The sequence below is a fragment of the Pseudomonas migulae NBRC 103157 genome (genome assembly GCF_002091715.1).
GTDB classification, from domain to species: domain Bacteria; phylum Pseudomonadota; class Gammaproteobacteria; order Pseudomonadales; family Pseudomonadaceae; genus Aquipseudomonas; species Aquipseudomonas migulae_A.
This window is the reverse complement of record NZ_BDAG01000060.1, coordinates 1-15,344: the sequence shown is the minus strand read 5'-3', so window position 1 is coordinate 15,344 and position 15,344 is coordinate 1. Positions and strand designations below refer to the sequence as shown.

Below are 15,344 nucleotides of genomic sequence, written 5' to 3'. Positions count from 1 at the left end.
ACATGCGGCGCAGTGTTTACCTCACTCAAGCACTGCTAGACTGGCGCAATACTGCACTGGGTAAAGGTGAAAAATGAAGCCCTCGGTTGCGCTTGACCTAAAACGAGTTGCCGTTCGTGAGGTTGTTGGCCGCTTTCGGACAGCCAATCCCCGTGTGTTCGGTTCGGCATTGCTCGGAACGGATAAAGAGGGGAGTGACCTTGATTTGCTGGTAGATGCACTGCCAGGTGCCACGCTTTTTGATCTTGGTGGCCTTCAGGTCGAACTTGAGGATTTGTTGGGGGTGAGTGTCGATCTGCTGACGCCCGGCGATCTTCCAGTGAAGTTTCGCCAGCAGGTGCTTGAGCAGGCTCGTCCCGTATGACCGATAACCGTCTCGGCGATTACCTTGACCATATGCGTCAGGCTGCAGGGGATGCGCTGATCTTTGTCGAAGGTTTGAGTAAAGAAGAGTTCTTCGACGACAAACGGACCCAGCAAGCCGTCATCATGAGCCTCATCATTATCGGAGAGGCCGCGACCAAAATCATGGATCGCTACACCGAATACACCACGCAGAACACTCAGGTGCCATGGCGCAGCATGCGAGGTATGCGCAATCGCATTGCTCACGGCTACTTCGATATCAATCTGGAAGTGGTATGGGATACGGTTCAGGCCGCCTTGCCTGAACTTCTGCAGGTGTTACCCAACGATCAAGGCTGATTGCACCTGCCTCACAGCAGGTGCAATCAATTCCGTTTACGGCATCACCGGCGCCGTATACGTCAGCGTCGTGCCCAATGCCCACAGCAGAAACAGCACCAGCGGCGTGTGCACCAGCAGTTGCACGAACGAAAACCCGATCAAGTCCCGCGCCTTCAACCCCAGCACGCCCAGCAGTGGCAGCATGTAGAACGGGTTGATCAGGTTCGGCAGGGCTTCGGCGGCGTTGTAGATCTGCACGGCCCAGCCCAGGTGGTAGTTCAGGTCGGTGGCCACTTGCATCACGTACGGCGCTTCGATGATCCATTTGCCGCCACCCGACGGAATGAAGAACCCGAGGATCGCCGAGTACACGCCCATCAGCAGCGCGTAGGTGTCGTGGGATGCGATCTGTACGAAAAAGGTCGAGATGTGGTGAGCCAGGGTTTGCGCGTCGGTGCCTTTGACCGTGGTCATCAGCGCGGCGATCGAACCGTACAACGGGAACTGGATCAGGACGCCGGTGGTGGTTGGCACTGCGCGGGAGACCGCATCGAGGAAACTGCGCGGGCGCCAGTGCAGCAGGGCGCCGAGCATGATGAACAGGAAGTTGTAGGTGTTCAGCCCGGAAATCGCACTGATCGCCGGTTTGGTCGAGAACTCGTGGAACAGCCACCCGGCTGCCAGCAGTACCAGCAGAATCGTCAGCAGCGGGCTGTGTTCCAGCCATTCGCCGGGACGAGTGCGCGGTTGCAGCGGCGGCAGGTTGAAGCTCGGATCGATGCCGCAGGCTTTTGCATCACGGGCCGAGTTCGGGCCGGGTGCGGTGGCGTAGGCAATGATCAGCGAGATCACGATCAGCGCCAGCAACATCACGCCGGACTGCCAGAGAAAAATCGTTTGTGTGAAAGGAATCACCCCGGTGATCGACAGAATCGACGGCGGCAGGCTGGCCGGGTTGGCCTGCAATTGCGCCGCTGACGATGACAGGCCCAAGGCCCATACGGCGCCAAGGCCCAGGTAGGCGGCGGCGCCGGCCGCGCGGTAATCCATTTTCAGATCGACGCGGCGGGCGAGGGCGCGTACCAGCAAGCCGCCGAATACCAGCGACAGGCCCCAGTTCAGCAGTGACGCGACCATGGAAATCAGTGCCACCCACGCGACGGCGGAACGGCCGTTCTTCGGAATTCGCGCCAGGCGGTCGATCAGCTTTACGGCGGGGGGCGAGCTGGCGACCACATAGCCGCCGATCACCACGAACGCCATCTGCATGGTGAACGGGATCAGGCTCCAGAACCCGTCACCGAACGCCATGGCGGCGTCGGTGGGTTTGGCGCCCATAAACAGGGTGGCGACGGCGACGATAATCACCGCCAGCGCGGCGAACACCCAGGAATCGGGAAACCAGCGTTCGGCAAAACTGGAACAGCGCAGGGCAAAGCGGGCAGAGCGGGTATCTTCGATATCAGCAGCCACGGGAGTACCTCGATTTTTATGTTTGTTGTGGTCTTCAAGGCCGCAGAGGCTTATGCCGTTGTTAATGTAGGAGCGAGCTTGCTCGCGATGAACGTAAGAGCGCCGCGTTTAGCCAGTCAACACGTGTAATCGTTATCGACCATCGCGAGCAAGCTCACTCCTACAGTTTCGATCGGCATTGGCTCCAGAGGCCCGTCTGGACAGGTGCCAACAGTAAATCAATCGGTCACGTCTTGTGACGAAGTTTTACCAGGCTGAGACTTTGGTCTAACGGGTTGTCCGCTGGCGCGATTGCGTAGACCATGGGCGCCTTGGTTTTTGCCTACGCCAGAGTTCTTTTGATGACTGCTCACAACGATTCGCGCCCGGCACCGTTCAGCCGTTCGGACTACAAGACCCTTGGCCTCGCGGCCCTCGGTGGCGCGCTGGAAATCTACGATTTCATCATTTTCGTGTTTTTCGCCCTGACCCTCAGCCAGCTGTTCTTTCCGCCGGAAATGCCCGAATGGCTGCGCCTGCTGCAAAGCTTCGGGATTTTCGTGACCGGTTATCTGGCGCGGCCGTTGGGCGGGATCCTGATGGCGCATTTCGCCGATCGGCTGGGGCGCAAGAAAGTCTTCAGCCTGAGCATTTTGATGATGGCGCTGCCGTGCCTGCTGATCGGCATCATGCCGACCTACGCCCAGATCGGCTATTTCGCGCCGCTGCTGCTGTTGGCCCTGCGGATTCTGCAGGGGGCAGCGGTGGGCGGTGAAGTACCGAGCGCCTGGGTCTTCGTCGCCGAGCACGCACCGGTCGCGCACCGTGGTTACGCGCTCGGTTTCCTGCAAGCGGGACTGACCTTCGGTTATTTGATCGGCGCGCTGACGGCGACCTTTCTGGCGCAGGCGTTCACCCCGGCGGAAATCCTCGATTACGCGTGGCGTTACCCCTTCCTGCTGGGTGGCGTATTTGGCGTGATAGGTGTCTGGCTACGCCGCTGGCTCAGTGAAACCCCGGTGTTCATGGCGATGCAGGCCAAGCGCGATGCCGCAGTCGAACTGCCATTGCGCACGGTCTTGCGCGAACATCGCCTGGCGATTTTGCCGGCGATGATTCTTACCTGCGTGCTGACATCGGCGGTGGTGGTGTTCGTAGTCATCACCCCGACCATGATGCAGAAAACCTTCGGCATGACCGCCAGCCACACCTTCGCCCTGAGTGCGTTGGGCATCGTGTTCCTGAACATCGGCTGCGTGCTCGCCGGTTTGCTGGTCGACCGTATCGGCGCCTGGCGAACGGTGATGTTGTATAGCCTGCTGCTGCCGTTGGGCATTGGCGTGCTCTATACCAGCCTGATCAGCGGCGGCAGCTGGATCGGTCTTGCGTACGCGATTGCGGGCCTCGGTTGCGGTGTGGTCGGTGCGGTGCCTTCCGTCATGGTCAGCCTGTTCCCGGCGCGGATTCGCGTCTCGGGGATTTCCTTCACATACAACATTGCCTACGCCGCGTGGGCGAGTATCACGCCGCTGTTGCTGATCGGCCTGATGCCGTGGAGTCCGTGGATTTGCGTGATCTTCTGCGCCGTGATGGGGGCGGTGGGTGTGAGCAGCGCGTTGTATTTCGGTGCGCGCATGCCCAGAACAGGCAGTTGCCCGGCGGCTGGCGCCATTTGATTGAAGGTGGCGCGGCGCACATGACAACTATTTTTGTAGGACAAGCCTGAAACACTCTTCAGAAAATATCTCCAAGGCCGATGGCTAGGCTGTATACCGCTTTCTATCCCTGCCCATCGGTGCTTTCCCATGTTCAACAAACGCTTGAAGCAAGAGTTGTCGGCTCTTCGCGAAGAACTCTCCAGCCTTCAGCAAGTGAAGGAAAGTCTGGAAAGCGAGATGCTGGTCCTGACCCTTGATCCCGATGGGCGAATTCAGTCGGTCAATCAGAATTTCCTCAGCGAGATGCTCTACAAGAGCCACGACCTGATCGATCGTCCGATCGAAGACATCGTGCCTCCCCACGTGAAGTCCGATGAATTCCATCACCGTTTCAAGGTTGCGCTGACCCGTGGCGAGCACTTCGCCGGTACGGTGCGCCTGTTGCGTGGCGATGGCCAGGAAGCCTGGTTGCGCTCGATTGTGCAGCCGGTGCGCTCCGCAGACGGACGGATCAAACACTTTTCGATTTACTCCAGCGACCTGACTCGCACCATCGAGGCCTCCCGTGAGCACGAGAACCTGATCGGTGCGCTGGTTCGCTCGACGGCGGTGATCGAATTCGACCTGGCTGGCAACGTGCTCACAGCCAATGAACGGTTCCTCAACGGCATGGGTTACAGCCTGGCGCAAATCAAGGGCAAACATCACCGCACCTTCTGCGAAGCGCAGGAGCACAACAGCGCCGAGTATCAGGACTTCTGGCGTCGTCTGAACGCCGGTGAATTCGTGGCCGGCCGTTTCAAGCGCGTCGACAGCCACGGGCGTACCGTCTGGCTGGAAGCGTCCTACAACCCGGTGGTCGATGCCAACAACAAGCTCTACAAAGTGGTGAAGTTCGCCACGGTGATCACCGATCAGATCAATCAGGAACAGGCTGTCGCCGAAGCGGCCAACATTGCCTACGGCACCTCGCAACAAACCGATCAGAGCGCCCAGCGCGGCACCGCCGTGGTGACCCAGGCGGTAAACGTGATGCGCGACCTGGCCAAACACATGCAAACCGCCGGCGATGGCATTGAAGCGCTGAATGAGCAATCGCTGGTGATCGGCACCATCGTCAAAACCATCAGCGGCATTGCCGAACAGACCAACCTGCTGGCGCTCAACGCGGCCATCGAAGCGGCCCGGGCCGGAGAACAGGGCCGCGGTTTTGCCGTGGTGGCGGACGAGGTCCGGCAACTGGCTTCGCGCACCAGTCAGGCCACCGATGAAATTGTGTTGGTGGTGCGCCAGAACCAGGACATGGCGCGTAACGCCGTATCCCTGATGACCGACGGTAAACTTCAGGCCGAACAAGGCCTGGCGCTGGCGGCAGAGGCGGGTACGGTGATTGTCGAAATTCAGGACGGCGCGCAGAAAGTGGTGAATGCGGTCGGGCAGTTCGCCAATCAGCTATCGAGTTGATGGCTAGCCTCTAAAAGATCGCGGCCTGCGACAGTTCCTACAGGGTGTACGCCATGCCAATGTAGGAGCTGCCGCAGGCTGCGATCTTTCGTCCGTTCGAACTCCCTGTAGCGGGATATAGCTACAATCGGCTCTTTTCCCAGGAGCAGATGCCCATGAGCGCTTCCCATCGCCGCCCGGTTCCCTTGTCCAAGGCTTATCGTCTGCTCAATCATGGGCCGACCGTGCTGGTCAGCGCGGCCCATGACGGGCAGCGCAACATCATGGCAGCGGCCTGGGCCATGCCCCTGGATTTCGAGCCGCCGAAAATTGCCGTGGTGCTGGACAAGTCCACCTGGACCCGGCAACTGCTGGAAGCGTCCGGCACGTTCGTGCTGAACGTACCTTGCGCCGCGCAGGCCGATATCGTGCAAACCGTTGGCTCGACTTCCGGCCTGGAGCTGACTCAGGGCCAGGGCCGTGACAAATTCCAGACCTATGATTTGCAGACCTTCAGCGGCGAGCTGATCGATGCGCCGATGCTCGAAGATTGCGTGGCCTGGCTGGAATGCCGACTGCTGCCGGAGCCCGGCAACCACCAACAGTACGATCTGTTCCTGGCCGAAGTGATCGCCGCTCAGGCGGACGAGCGCGTGTTCAGCGACGGTCGCTGGCACTTCGAGGGGCACGATGCGTTGCGTACCTTGCACCACGTGGCAGGCGGGCATTTCCTGACAATCGGCGATCCGGTGGACGGCAAAACCTTACAGCCGTAAGACTTCACACCCAAACGTCATTTTCAGCCGTGCGCTCGCCGCCATTGCTGCCGGTGTTCAACACGCCCCGGGGTTCGATCAGCAGGAGTTTCACCTCCTGCCCGGCGAACGGTTTGTGCTCGACCCCCTTGGGCACCACGTACATTTCGCCGGCATTCACCAACACGTGGCCATCGCGAAAATCGATGCGCAACTGGCCTTCGAGAACGATGAAGGCTTCGTCGGTATCAAGGTGGTCATGCCAGATGAAATCTCCCAGCAGCTTCACCACCTTGAACTGGTAGTCGTTCATTTCGGCGATGACCCGCGGTGTCCAGTGCGCGCCGATCCGGGAGATTTTTTCGGCGAAATTCAGGCTTTCGTAGGCTTTCATGGAGCAGCTCTCGTGGTTGATCGTGAAACCACGATAGCCAGCGCAACAGCGTGCTTCTTGTACGATTGTGCGTGGCTCAGCGGCGGTGCATTTTCATCCAGCGTGCTGGGGACAAACCGTAGGTTTTGCTGAACTGGCGGGTCATGTGGCTCTGATCGGTGAAGCCGGCGATCAGCGCGGCGCTGACCAGCGACTGGCCCTGAATCAGCAGCGAACGAACCAGGTCGAGACGGCGCATGGTCAAGTAACGGTAAGGGCTCGTGCCGAACAGCAGGCGAAAATCCCGCGACAGGCTCCAGCGATCCCGGCCGCTGTGGTGCGCCAGTTCTTCCAGCGTCACGGTGCGATCCAGTGCACCATGCATGTATTCCCGCGCGCGCTCCGCAGCCCTGTAGTCGAAGCTTGCAGACCTGGCAGTGACGCCGCCAGCGCTGTTCAAGGCTTGCGCCAGATCGAACAGCGCGTCCTGCTCTTCCAGCGGTTCGAGGGGGCAGTCGAGGCTGCGCAACAGGACTTCGGTGGCCGCGAACAGGCGTGGATCGGTCGACAAGCCGTTCTTGATGAAGGGCAGCGGTTGACCGCCGAGCATCTGCTGAATCAGCGCCGGTTCGATGTACATCATCCGGTACTGGAAGCCGGTCTCGGTCCCGGCTTCGCCGTCGTGGATTTCGTCCGGGTGCAGCACCATCGTCCCGCCGGGGAGGCTGTGGCGCCAGCCGCCGCGGTACTGAAAACGCTGCACACCTGCGAGGGTATGACCGATGGCGTAGGTGTCGTGGCGGTGCAGGTCGTAGCCATGGCCGGCAAAAAATGCCTCGAACCGCTGTAGCCCGCCAATATCGGGCGCGCGGTGGAACCAGTCATTGCGCGGTGGGTGCCTGGTCATAGTGAACGTTGCCTGGAACTCGATGCCGATCACGTTACCCCAGTGACCGGTCGTCTGTCTTCTGGCCGATGGAAGGCCGCGCGCGAGTAGAAAATCGAAGGCAAATGTTGCACTGTGTGGCACATCCTCTGCAGCCAAGAAGGCGATCCACATCATGGAATTTTCTCACCTGGGCTATGCCGCACCGCTGTTGTCGCTGGCACTGTTGTGGACGGTTGCGGTGGTGACACCGGGGCCGAACTTCTTCAACATCGCGCAACTGGCCGCCAGTCAATCCAAGCGTCACGGTGTGGTGGCGGCACTGGGCGTGGCCACTGGCACCGTGCTGTGGGGGCTGGCGGGCGCGTTGGGTATCAAGTCGCTGTTTAGTGCAGCGCCGACGCTTTACCTGAGCTTCAAGATTGCCGGTGGCTGTTACCTGATCTATCTGGGCTTGAAGCAGTTCCGGCGTAAACCGCCCGTTGTTGCGGGCAAGTCCGGCTCGATTGACGGAGCGGGGCGCACGTTACTGTCGGTGTATGGCCAGGGCTTTCTGGGCAACATGACCAACCCCAAATCCGCCTTGTTCGTCGCGACCATCTTCGCGACGGCCATGCCCGCGTCTGTGCCGCCGATGTTACTGGCGCTGGCCGTGCTGACCATGGCGACCTTGTCCTTCAGTTGGTACAGCGGCGTTGCGCTGCTGTTTTCCAGTCGTCGGATGGCGGGGGCTTACGACCGTTCACGTAAATGGCTGGATCGCTTTGCTGGCAGTTGCTACTTGTTGTTCGGTGCGCATCTGGTGGCCAATCGTTGAGGAATTCTGAATGAGCAAACTGCGGGTAGGCATTATTTTTGGCGGCCGTTCGGCTGAACACGAGGTGTCGCTGCAATCGGCGAAAAACATCGTCGACGCGCTGGATCGGTCGCGCTTCGAACCGGTACTGATCGGCATCGACAAACAGGGTCATTGGCACCTCAACGATCCGTCGAACTTCCTGCTCAACCAGGAAAATCCGGCACTGATCGCCCTCAACCAGTCCAACCGCGAACTCGCCGTGGTGCCGGGCAAGGCCAGTCAGCAACTGGTGGAAACCTCAAGCCAGGAACTGCTGGGACACGTCGACGTGATCTTCCCGATCGTCCACGGCACCCTGGGTGAAGACGGTTGCCTGCAAGGGTTGCTGCGCATGGCCGATCTGCCGTTTGTCGGCTCCGATGTGCTGGGATCGGCGGTGTGCATGGACAAGGACATCAGCAAACGCCTGTTGCGCGATGCCGAGCTGGCGGTCACACCGTTCGTGACCCTGACTCGCGCCACGGCGGCGCGCACCGGGTTCGCCGAGGTCCAGGGCAAGCTTGGCCTGCCGCTCTTCGTCAAACCGGCGAACCAGGGCTCTTCGGTGGGCGTGAGCAAGGTCAACGACGAGGCCGAGTACACGGCAGCTGTCGAACTGGCCCTCGGTTTCGATGAGAAAGTGCTGGTCGAGTCCGCCGTCAACGGCCGCGAGATCGAATGCGCAGTGCTCGGCAACGAAGACGCCATCGCCAGCGGTTGTGGCGAAATCGTGGTACGCAGCGGGTTCTATTCCTACGACAGCAAGTACATCGACGCACAGGCCGCTGAGGTGGTGGTTCCGGCTGATATCAGCAGCGAAGCCAGCGAGCGCATTCGTTCCCTGGCCGTCGAGGCATTTCAGGTGCTGGGCTGTTCCGGGCTGGCGCGGGTCGATGTGTTCCTGACCGACAGCGGCGAAGTGCTGATCAACGAGATCAACTCGCTCCCCGGTTTCACCCGCATCAGCATGTACCCCAAACTGTGGCAGGCCACCGGCATGACCTACAGCGAACTGGTCAGCCGCCTGATCGAGCTGGCGCTGGAGAAACACCAGGCGCGGCAGGCGCTGAAGATTTCTCGCTAGGGTGCGTGCGACTATTCAATCAAGGGTTGAGGAATGAGCGATTCAACGGTGTATCTGTTTTCCTACGGCACCTTGCAGGACAAAGCCGTGCAACTGGCCAACTTCGGACGTGAGCTGACCGGCAGTGCCGACGCGATGTTGGGGTACGAGCAGTCGTGGGTGGAAATTACCGATCCCGAGGTGTTGGCCACCAGCGGCAAGACGCACCATCCGATCCTTCGTCCGGGCAACGAGAACAGCGCGCGAATTCCGGGGATGGTGTTTCAGATCACGGTTGAGGAGTTGGCCGCTGCGGATAGTTATGAAGTGTCCGATTACAAGCGTGTCAGCGTGGTACTGGAGTCCGGGATTGAGGCGTGGGTTTATGTGAGTGTGTAGATGCGCAATGCGGCGACTGTGATTAAGACCTCGCTTATTATTCTGGTGTGTCAGCGTCATTCGCCTTAAGGGTTTTCCAATGGTTGAGGGATAAAGCCTTGCTCTCTGAGCCCCTTAATAACGCCTCGCATCAGGTAGTTATTTGAGAACCCGATAGTGTATTGCCTTGCTCCTTCGTTGATCGGGAGGAGCATTCCTTGGCTAACCAGTTTTTTGATCAAATAGGTACGTTGGCTCCCTGATAGATCCGGTAGCATACTTGCGAGATCGGCAGACTTGACGATGCGGTCAGTGATTGATTTATTCAGCACAGCCTCTTCTGTTTTGGTAATCCATTCACGCTGACGAGCGAATGTAACGGCAGGCGTGAGAATCGAGTGCTTTAGATAGGCATAGTCGGTGAGTCGATCGACCTTGGCAATCTCATCCTTTACTCCCTTCAGTACATAGATGCACCACGCTTCAAGTCCGTCTGTGGTACCGGTGTCAGCAACACTCAGCATTGTGTAATAGCGCTCACGATCGTTACAGAAAACGGCCGTGGGATTCAGCACTCTACCGCCTGTATTTACGTTGAACCCGTATTTCATCAAGAGTGCGTAAGTGAGTAGTCTCACTACACGGCCATTGCCGTTTCCAAAAGGGTGAATCCAACCGAATCTATGATGAGCCAAGGCGATCTTCATCAGATCGTATTTCGGCAGGTCGTTGTTATTCACAAACGCAACCAGTTCCTGCATGTATCCCTGAACCTGAACAGCTTCAGGCGGAAGGTGATCTGACTGCGCGATACGTACTGGTGTTTGACGGTAGGCGCCTGGAGTTCGGTCGCCTTCGCGCTTCAGTTCCTCGACAGTCATCGCATGAATTTCGCGAATGGTCCGTTCTGTCAATGGTTCACCAGGCCGCATGATTTCTTCGATATAGCTCATGGCTTTTTCGATGTTGGCAATTTCACGCAGCTGATCACTGTCCGTTGCCTTACCTTCGATTTTGCTGTCGAGATAGTCGGCAAGCGTTGTATGGTTGCCCTCAATCCGTGCTGACCCTAGGCTTTCTAGCGTATGGAAGATTGCCTTGAGTTGGAAAAACACCGGGGCTGGAGTATCGCCTTCCAGGCGCAGTCGTCGTAGGTGCTCCAACTCACTCAAGACATCCACCAACGGTGAGTCGAACGTCGGATTCAGGAGCTGAAGTTCATGATGGGAAAATTCAGGCATATGAAATTTATCTCTGAGGCTACAGGAGGTTATCTCTAATGAGGGCCTCAATAGCCCTTATTTATAGGGCTATTTTCGACGGGGGTGTGAAAATTATCTCTAATCGCTCTCTGCGAGAAGTTAAAAACTGCAACGGAATAAGTAAAAAAGGCCTACCTCCCGGTAAGCCCTATCCTTGCTGCGTACGACTCAATCCCCCAACGCTTCCCCCTCCCGCCGCGGATCCGCCCCACCCGCCAGCGACGCTTTCCCCTGCGCATCCTTGACCCGGACAATCGCCTGAGTGCCGCTGGTCATGTCGATCTCGCTTACGGTGTGCCCCTTGTCCTTCAACGCCTGAATCGTCTCCGCGCTGAACTGCCCCTGTTCCAGCTCGGTCGGGCCGTTGCGGCTGCCGAAGTTGGGGAGGTTGATGGCGGTTTGCGGGTCGAGGTTCCAGTCGAGCAGGCCAACGGTGGATTTGGCGACGTATTCAATGATCTGCGAGCCACCAGGAGAGCCGAGGGTGGCGAGGAGTTCGCCGCTCTGGCGGTCGAAGATCAGGGTGGGCGCCATGGACGAGCGCGGGCGTTTGCCGGGTTCGACGCGGTTGGCGACTTTCTGTCCGTTTTCTTCGGGGATGAACGAGAAGTCGGTCATCTGGTTGTTGAGCAGAAAGCCCTGAACCATCAGGTGCGAGCCGAATGCGGATTCGACCGTGGTGGTCATCGACACCGCACCGCCCTGGTCATCGACCGCCACCACTTGCGAGGTGGAAATGCGCAGCGGTGAACGGTCCGGCGCATAGGCGACCTGAATGCCCGGTGGTGTGCCAGGCTTGGCTGTGCCCATGCTGCGATCGCCGATCAGGGCGGCGCGGCTGGCCAGATACGTCGGGTCCACCAGACCTTTGACAGGGACCGGTACGAAATCGCTGTCGGCGACGTACTGTGCACGGTCGGCGTAAGCGAGGCGCTCGGCTTCGGCGATCAGGTGCACGGCTTCAGGGGCTGGTTCGGTCCCGGCGGGCTGGGTGCTTTTGACCGGCTTCAGTGGCGCCAGGGCATAACGCGGGTCGCGGGTTTCCAGGGCCTGCAAGGTGCCGAGGATCTGTGCCACGGCGATACCGCCCGACGACGGCGGCGGCATGCCGCAGACCTGCCAGCGTTTGTAGTCGGTGCACAGCGGCGCGCGTTCCTTGGCGGTGTAGCCGTTGAGGTCGTTCAGCGACAGGCTGCCAGGGTTGGCGTGGCCCTGAACCTTGGCGACGATTTCCTGGGCGATGGGGCCTTTGTACAACGCATCGGGACCTTCCTTGGCGATGCGTTTGAACGCGGCGGCCAGCTCCGGGTTTTTCAGTAGGGTGCCGACGGCTTTCGGGCTGCCATCGGCGTTGCGGAAATACGCCATCAAGTCTGGCGAGCGCTGCATGGACGAGTCCGACGCGATCAACTGATGCAGGCGCGGCGAGATGGGAAAACCTTGCTCCGCGAGCCTGATCGCCGGCTCGAACAGCTGCGCCCATGGCAGGCGCCCATGTTTCCGATGGGCCAGTTCCAGCGCCCGCAATACGCCGGGAGTGCCCACGGAGCGACCGCCAATCTGCGCCTGAGTGAACGGCATCGGTTTGCCGTCGGCTTGCAGGAACAGCTTTTCGGTGGCGCCGGCCGGCGCGGTTTCACGACCGTCGTAGGTGCGCACGGTTTCGCCGTCCCAGAGCACGATCAACGCACCACCGCCGATACCCGAGGATTGCGGTTCGACCAGCGTCAGCACGGCTTGCATTGCGATCGCGGCGTCAATCGCCGAACCCCCCTGACGCAGCATCGCTCGTCCGGCTTCGGCGGCAAGCGGATTCGCCGCTGCGGCCATATGCTTTGAGGCGTGCCGGGTCTGCAAGTCGGTGCGATAGCCCGAGGCGGTTTCCGGTGCGAGGGGTAACGTCGAAGCGGGCGGAGCGTTGCACGCTGCAAGAGTCAACGTGCTGGCAATCAGCGAAAGGGCTGACAGGCGATAGCGATTCCAGTGAATGGCTGTAAACACGCGGGGCACTCCGTCCGTGGGAAAGGTCAGTGGACTTTATCGGCCGACAGTCAGTGACGCAAACCATAGGCGTTTTTGTCCTTCATCCGTCGACGGATTTTCTGTAGGGTCAAGGGCAGCAGACGCGTCAGAAGATCAACAAGAGGCAGACATGCAGACCGACTTCCCCGCACAGCCGAGCTATGGCGCTCAGCGTGAACAGTTTCTGGCAGCAGCGAATGTGGCCGGTGCGACATTGACCGAGTATCCACACCCGCTCAAAGGCCCGTTCGGTGAACCTCTGAGCACCGATGTGGCGGTGCTCGGTGATCCGGGCGCCAAGCGCTTGCTGATCGCGTTGAGTGGCACTCACGGGGTCGAAGGCTTCTATGGCTCGGGCTGTCAGATCAAGTGGATGCAGGAATTGGGCAAGCGTTCATTGCCGGTCGATGTCGCCGTGGTGTTTGTCCATCTGATCAATCCCTGGGGCACGGCGTGGCTGCGTCGGGTCAACGAAGACAACATCGACCTCAATCGCAATCACCTGAATTTCGAACATCCGCTGCCGGACAATCAGGCCTACGCCGCGCTGCATGAAATCTATGCCTGCACTGAGCTGACAGGCCCGGAGCGTGATCGCGCCGATGCGCTGCTTGATCAGCAGATCCAGGAACACGGTTGGCCGGCGGTGATGTCGATTGTCGAGGGCGGCCAGCACAGTCATCCCGACGGACTGTTTTACGGCGGGCGGGCGCCGAGCTGGTCGAACCGCACGTTGCACCGGATCCTTCAAAAACATGTCGCTCACGCCGAAGTCGCAATGTGCTTCGATTTGCACACCGGCGCCGGGGAATACGGCCATCCGATGTTGCTGACCATCACCGAGTCCGCTTATCCAGCGTTGCCGGATGCGCAGGCGATCTACGGACCGTGGCTCTACACGCTGTTGACCGGCGCCGACACGCTGAGCGAAACCGGCGTGGCGGCGACAGCAACCGGCTATACCTCGCAGGCGCTGGTCGACGCACTGCCGCAGGTGCGATTGATGCCCTTCGTGATCGAGTGCGGGACTTATCCGGGGGCAGAGGTTCATCGTCATTTGCGCGACGACCATTGGCTGCATCTGTACGGCGATCCGAGTGATGCGGTAGGGCGTGAAATTAAACTGAATCTGCTGGAGCAGTTCTACCCTGCCGACAACGATTGGCAGGCGATGGTGTGGCTGCGGACGTGGCAGATATGGGAGCGGGGGTTGTCCGCGTTGGCGGTGATGCGGTTGTGACAGGCGCAGGTGGCCGATACAGGTTTTGTGTGGGCCAATGATTTTGCACACGACATATCCCCCTGTAGGAGCCGGCTTGCCGGCGAAGCTTTTAGCTATCCCTTAGACGCCGTCACCTGCAAAACCGTTAATTAGCGATTTGCCCTACATCCGCTTCTTACTTTCCTGACTTCTTTCTCTCCTTATCCCCCGCACAGTCTCGCGCGCCATTTTCTGTGCGAGGGATTGCCTGTGATCGACCCGATTGTTTACGCCATTGCCCGCCGTTGGGTGCGTTGATGGAGCCCGTGGCGCGCATCGAGCAGGAACTCGACGGCTTCAAGGACACGCTGGGCTTGTATCGCCTGCAGCTTGGGCACTTGTTGAGTCGCAATGCCGACCGGGTCAGCCGGGCGTTGGACAAGCCTTCGCTGATAGGCATGGAGCGGTTCATCAAAGTCGGCGACACCACCAAGTCGGTGAGCAGTGGTGATGACGACTTTTTCTCCACCGTCGCGCAGTGTCCGAAGAACGGGATTCTGCTGATCGAGAGCAAGTTCGAATCGGTCTATGACATTCCGCTGGGCAATATCCAGGTTGATGTCATCGCGATGGATGGCGGTGAACAGACGACGATCACGCTGGATGAAAACGGTAAGGGAAAGTTTGAGGGGAAGGCCGGGAAGTTCTACCGCGTTCATGTCCAGAGTGATGGGTTCGAAATGAAATTTGACGAGTCTGGCGTGCCTTTCACGCTGTACCCCATAAAGTAGGAAAAGCGATGCTTATTGACCCTGGCACTGAACAGCCTTACATCCCTACACCCTCATATTTTCTGGGGGGTTTCGATATTTATGATCGTGAAGAGACGCTTGGGGAGGAGCTCGAGAAATACGACCCTAACGATCCAGCTGATCGCGAAGAGTTAATACTCAAGTATTGTCTGTCTCGGAAGAGATCATATCGCCACAGGTATCTTCTTTATAAGTGTTTGGGAGAAAGTCTTCAGGATAAGAATTATGACTTCCAAGCATTGCTTGAGCATGATCCTGAAGAGTATTCGTCTCTCCCCGATGGTTGGGACGAGATGAATTGTCCACGGTCTTTTTTCGAAGAAATCTTTCGCTTGGCGGCAATTGAGTGGAAGGAAGACATTCATAGGGCCAGCCTTGAAGATCAATCCACTTGGTGACACCAGTTATCTATTTGGCAGGAAGATTTTTTGACCGCTTCGCGCTCAATTCGCGGGCAAGCCACGCTCCCACAGGATTGAAGGCGTTGCCGGTTTTAGTGGTCTGACTCGATCCT

Annotated in this window: 15 protein-coding genes and 2 pseudogenes; 12 read left to right on the top strand and 5 right to left on the bottom strand. The window is 59.0% G+C overall.

Annotated features, from left to right (window positions below):
- Window positions 1–73: 73 nt before the first annotated feature.
- Together PMI01S_RS28870 and PMI01S_RS28865 are read left to right on the top strand one after the other, a co-directional pair.
- Window positions 74–364 carry a nucleotidyltransferase family protein gene (locus tag PMI01S_RS28870; protein ID WP_084323479.1) on the top strand — a complete coding sequence of 97 codons (291 nt, stop codon included), beginning with the start codon at window positions 74–76 and terminating at the stop codon, window positions 362–364.
- The gene (locus tag PMI01S_RS28865; protein WP_084323478.1) at window positions 361–705 is read left to right on the top strand and encodes a HepT-like ribonuclease domain-containing protein; all 345 of its coding nucleotides are present in this window, start codon (window positions 361–363) and stop codon (window positions 703–705) included. Before PMI01S_RS28870 ends, PMI01S_RS28865 begins: the two co-directional genes overlap by 4 nt.
- A gap of 36 nt (window positions 706–741) precedes the next feature.
- Here PMI01S_RS28865 and PMI01S_RS28860 read toward each other — a convergent pair whose 3' ends face one another.
- Window positions 742–2,160: a short-chain fatty acid transporter gene (locus PMI01S_RS28860; RefSeq protein ID WP_008037184.1), complete on the bottom strand. Its 1,419-nt coding sequence runs from the start codon at window positions 2,158–2,160 to the stop codon at window positions 742–744.
- A 341-nt stretch (window positions 2,161–2,501) separates the two neighbouring features.
- On the opposite strand from PMI01S_RS28860, the gene PMI01S_RS28855 reads away from it, so the two are divergent.
- The 4 genes and pseudogenes from PMI01S_RS28855 to PMI01S_RS28845 all read left to right on the top strand — a co-directional run bounded on the left by PMI01S_RS28855 (window position 2,502) and on the right by PMI01S_RS28845 (window position 6,016).
- Window positions 2,502–3,815 carry an MFS transporter gene (locus PMI01S_RS28855; RefSeq protein WP_084323502.1) on the top strand — a complete coding sequence of 438 codons (1,314 nt, stop codon included), beginning with the start codon at window positions 2,502–2,504 and terminating at the stop codon, window positions 3,813–3,815.
- Between the two features lie 129 nt (window positions 3,816–3,944).
- Window positions 3,945–4,673, top strand: a pseudogene (locus PMI01S_RS32590) (PAS domain-containing protein); the annotation flags it as partial.
- Complete coding sequence (locus PMI01S_RS32585) at window positions 4,653–5,261, top strand: methyl-accepting chemotaxis protein (RefSeq protein WP_235864484.1); 609 nt, start codon at window positions 4,653–4,655, stop codon at window positions 5,259–5,261. The pseudogene PMI01S_RS32590 and the gene PMI01S_RS32585, both read left to right, overlap by 21 nt.
- Window positions 5,262–5,416: 155 nt before the next feature.
- Window positions 5,417–6,016: a flavin reductase family protein gene (locus PMI01S_RS28845; RefSeq protein ID WP_084323476.1), complete on the top strand. Its 600-nt coding sequence runs from the start codon at window positions 5,417–5,419 to the stop codon at window positions 6,014–6,016.
- 4 nt (window positions 6,017–6,020) lie between these two features.
- Here PMI01S_RS28845 and PMI01S_RS28840 read toward each other — a convergent pair whose 3' ends face one another.
- Window positions 6,021–6,389 (bottom strand): cupin domain-containing protein, encoded by a 369-nt coding sequence (locus PMI01S_RS28840; RefSeq protein WP_084323475.1) that lies wholly within the window; start codon window positions 6,387–6,389, stop codon window positions 6,021–6,023.
- A 76-nt stretch (window positions 6,390–6,465) separates the two neighbouring features.
- On the bottom strand, window positions 6,466–7,275 hold the full coding sequence (locus PMI01S_RS28835) for an AraC family transcriptional regulator (RefSeq protein ID WP_084323500.1): 810 nt from the start codon (window positions 7,273–7,275) through the stop codon (window positions 6,466–6,468).
- A 154-nt stretch (window positions 7,276–7,429) separates the two neighbouring features.
- On the opposite strand from PMI01S_RS28835, the gene PMI01S_RS28830 reads away from it, so the two are divergent.
- From PMI01S_RS28830 to PMI01S_RS28820, 3 genes are read left to right on the top strand one after another with little or no spacing between them, the layout of a single operon-like run.
- Entirely contained in the window at window positions 7,430–8,071 is a 642-nt protein-coding gene (locus PMI01S_RS28830; RefSeq protein WP_084323474.1) for a LysE family translocator, read from the top strand.
- 10 nt (window positions 8,072–8,081) lie between these two features.
- Window positions 8,082–9,176 carry a D-alanine--D-alanine ligase gene (ddlA, locus tag PMI01S_RS28825; RefSeq protein ID WP_084323473.1) on the top strand — a complete coding sequence of 365 codons (1,095 nt, stop codon included), beginning with the start codon at window positions 8,082–8,084 and terminating at the stop codon, window positions 9,174–9,176.
- Between the two features lie 33 nt (window positions 9,177–9,209).
- Entirely contained in the window at window positions 9,210–9,554 is a 345-nt protein-coding gene (locus PMI01S_RS28820) for a gamma-glutamylcyclotransferase family protein (protein WP_084323472.1), read from the top strand.
- Window positions 9,555–9,619: 65 nt separating this feature from the next.
- Here PMI01S_RS28820 and PMI01S_RS28815 read toward each other — a convergent pair whose 3' ends face one another.
- Entirely contained in the window at window positions 9,620–10,774 is a 1,155-nt protein-coding gene (locus PMI01S_RS28815; protein ID WP_084323471.1) for a Fic family protein, read from the bottom strand.
- A 189-nt stretch (window positions 10,775–10,963) separates the two neighbouring features.
- Entirely contained in the window at window positions 10,964–12,796 is a 1,833-nt protein-coding gene (gene ggt, locus PMI01S_RS28810; RefSeq protein ID WP_084323470.1) for a gamma-glutamyltransferase, read from the bottom strand.
- A gap of 151 nt (window positions 12,797–12,947) precedes the next feature.
- On the opposite strand from ggt, the gene PMI01S_RS28805 reads away from it, so the two are divergent.
- The 3 genes and pseudogenes from PMI01S_RS28805 to PMI01S_RS28795 all read left to right on the top strand — a co-directional run bounded on the left by PMI01S_RS28805 (window position 12,948) and on the right by PMI01S_RS28795 (window position 15,228).
- On the top strand, window positions 12,948–14,057 hold the full coding sequence (locus tag PMI01S_RS28805; RefSeq protein ID WP_084323469.1) for a M14 family metallopeptidase: 1,110 nt from the start codon (window positions 12,948–12,950) through the stop codon (window positions 14,055–14,057).
- A 278-nt stretch (window positions 14,058–14,335) separates the two neighbouring features.
- Window positions 14,336–14,773 (top strand): annotated as a pseudogene (locus tag PMI01S_RS28800) (hypothetical protein); the annotation flags it as partial.
- 44 nt (window positions 14,774–14,817) lie between these two features.
- A complete protein-coding gene (locus PMI01S_RS28795; protein ID WP_084323468.1) occupies window positions 14,818–15,228 on the top strand; it encodes a hypothetical protein in 411 nt (136 codons plus the stop codon).
- Window positions 15,229–15,344 lie beyond the last annotated feature (116 nt).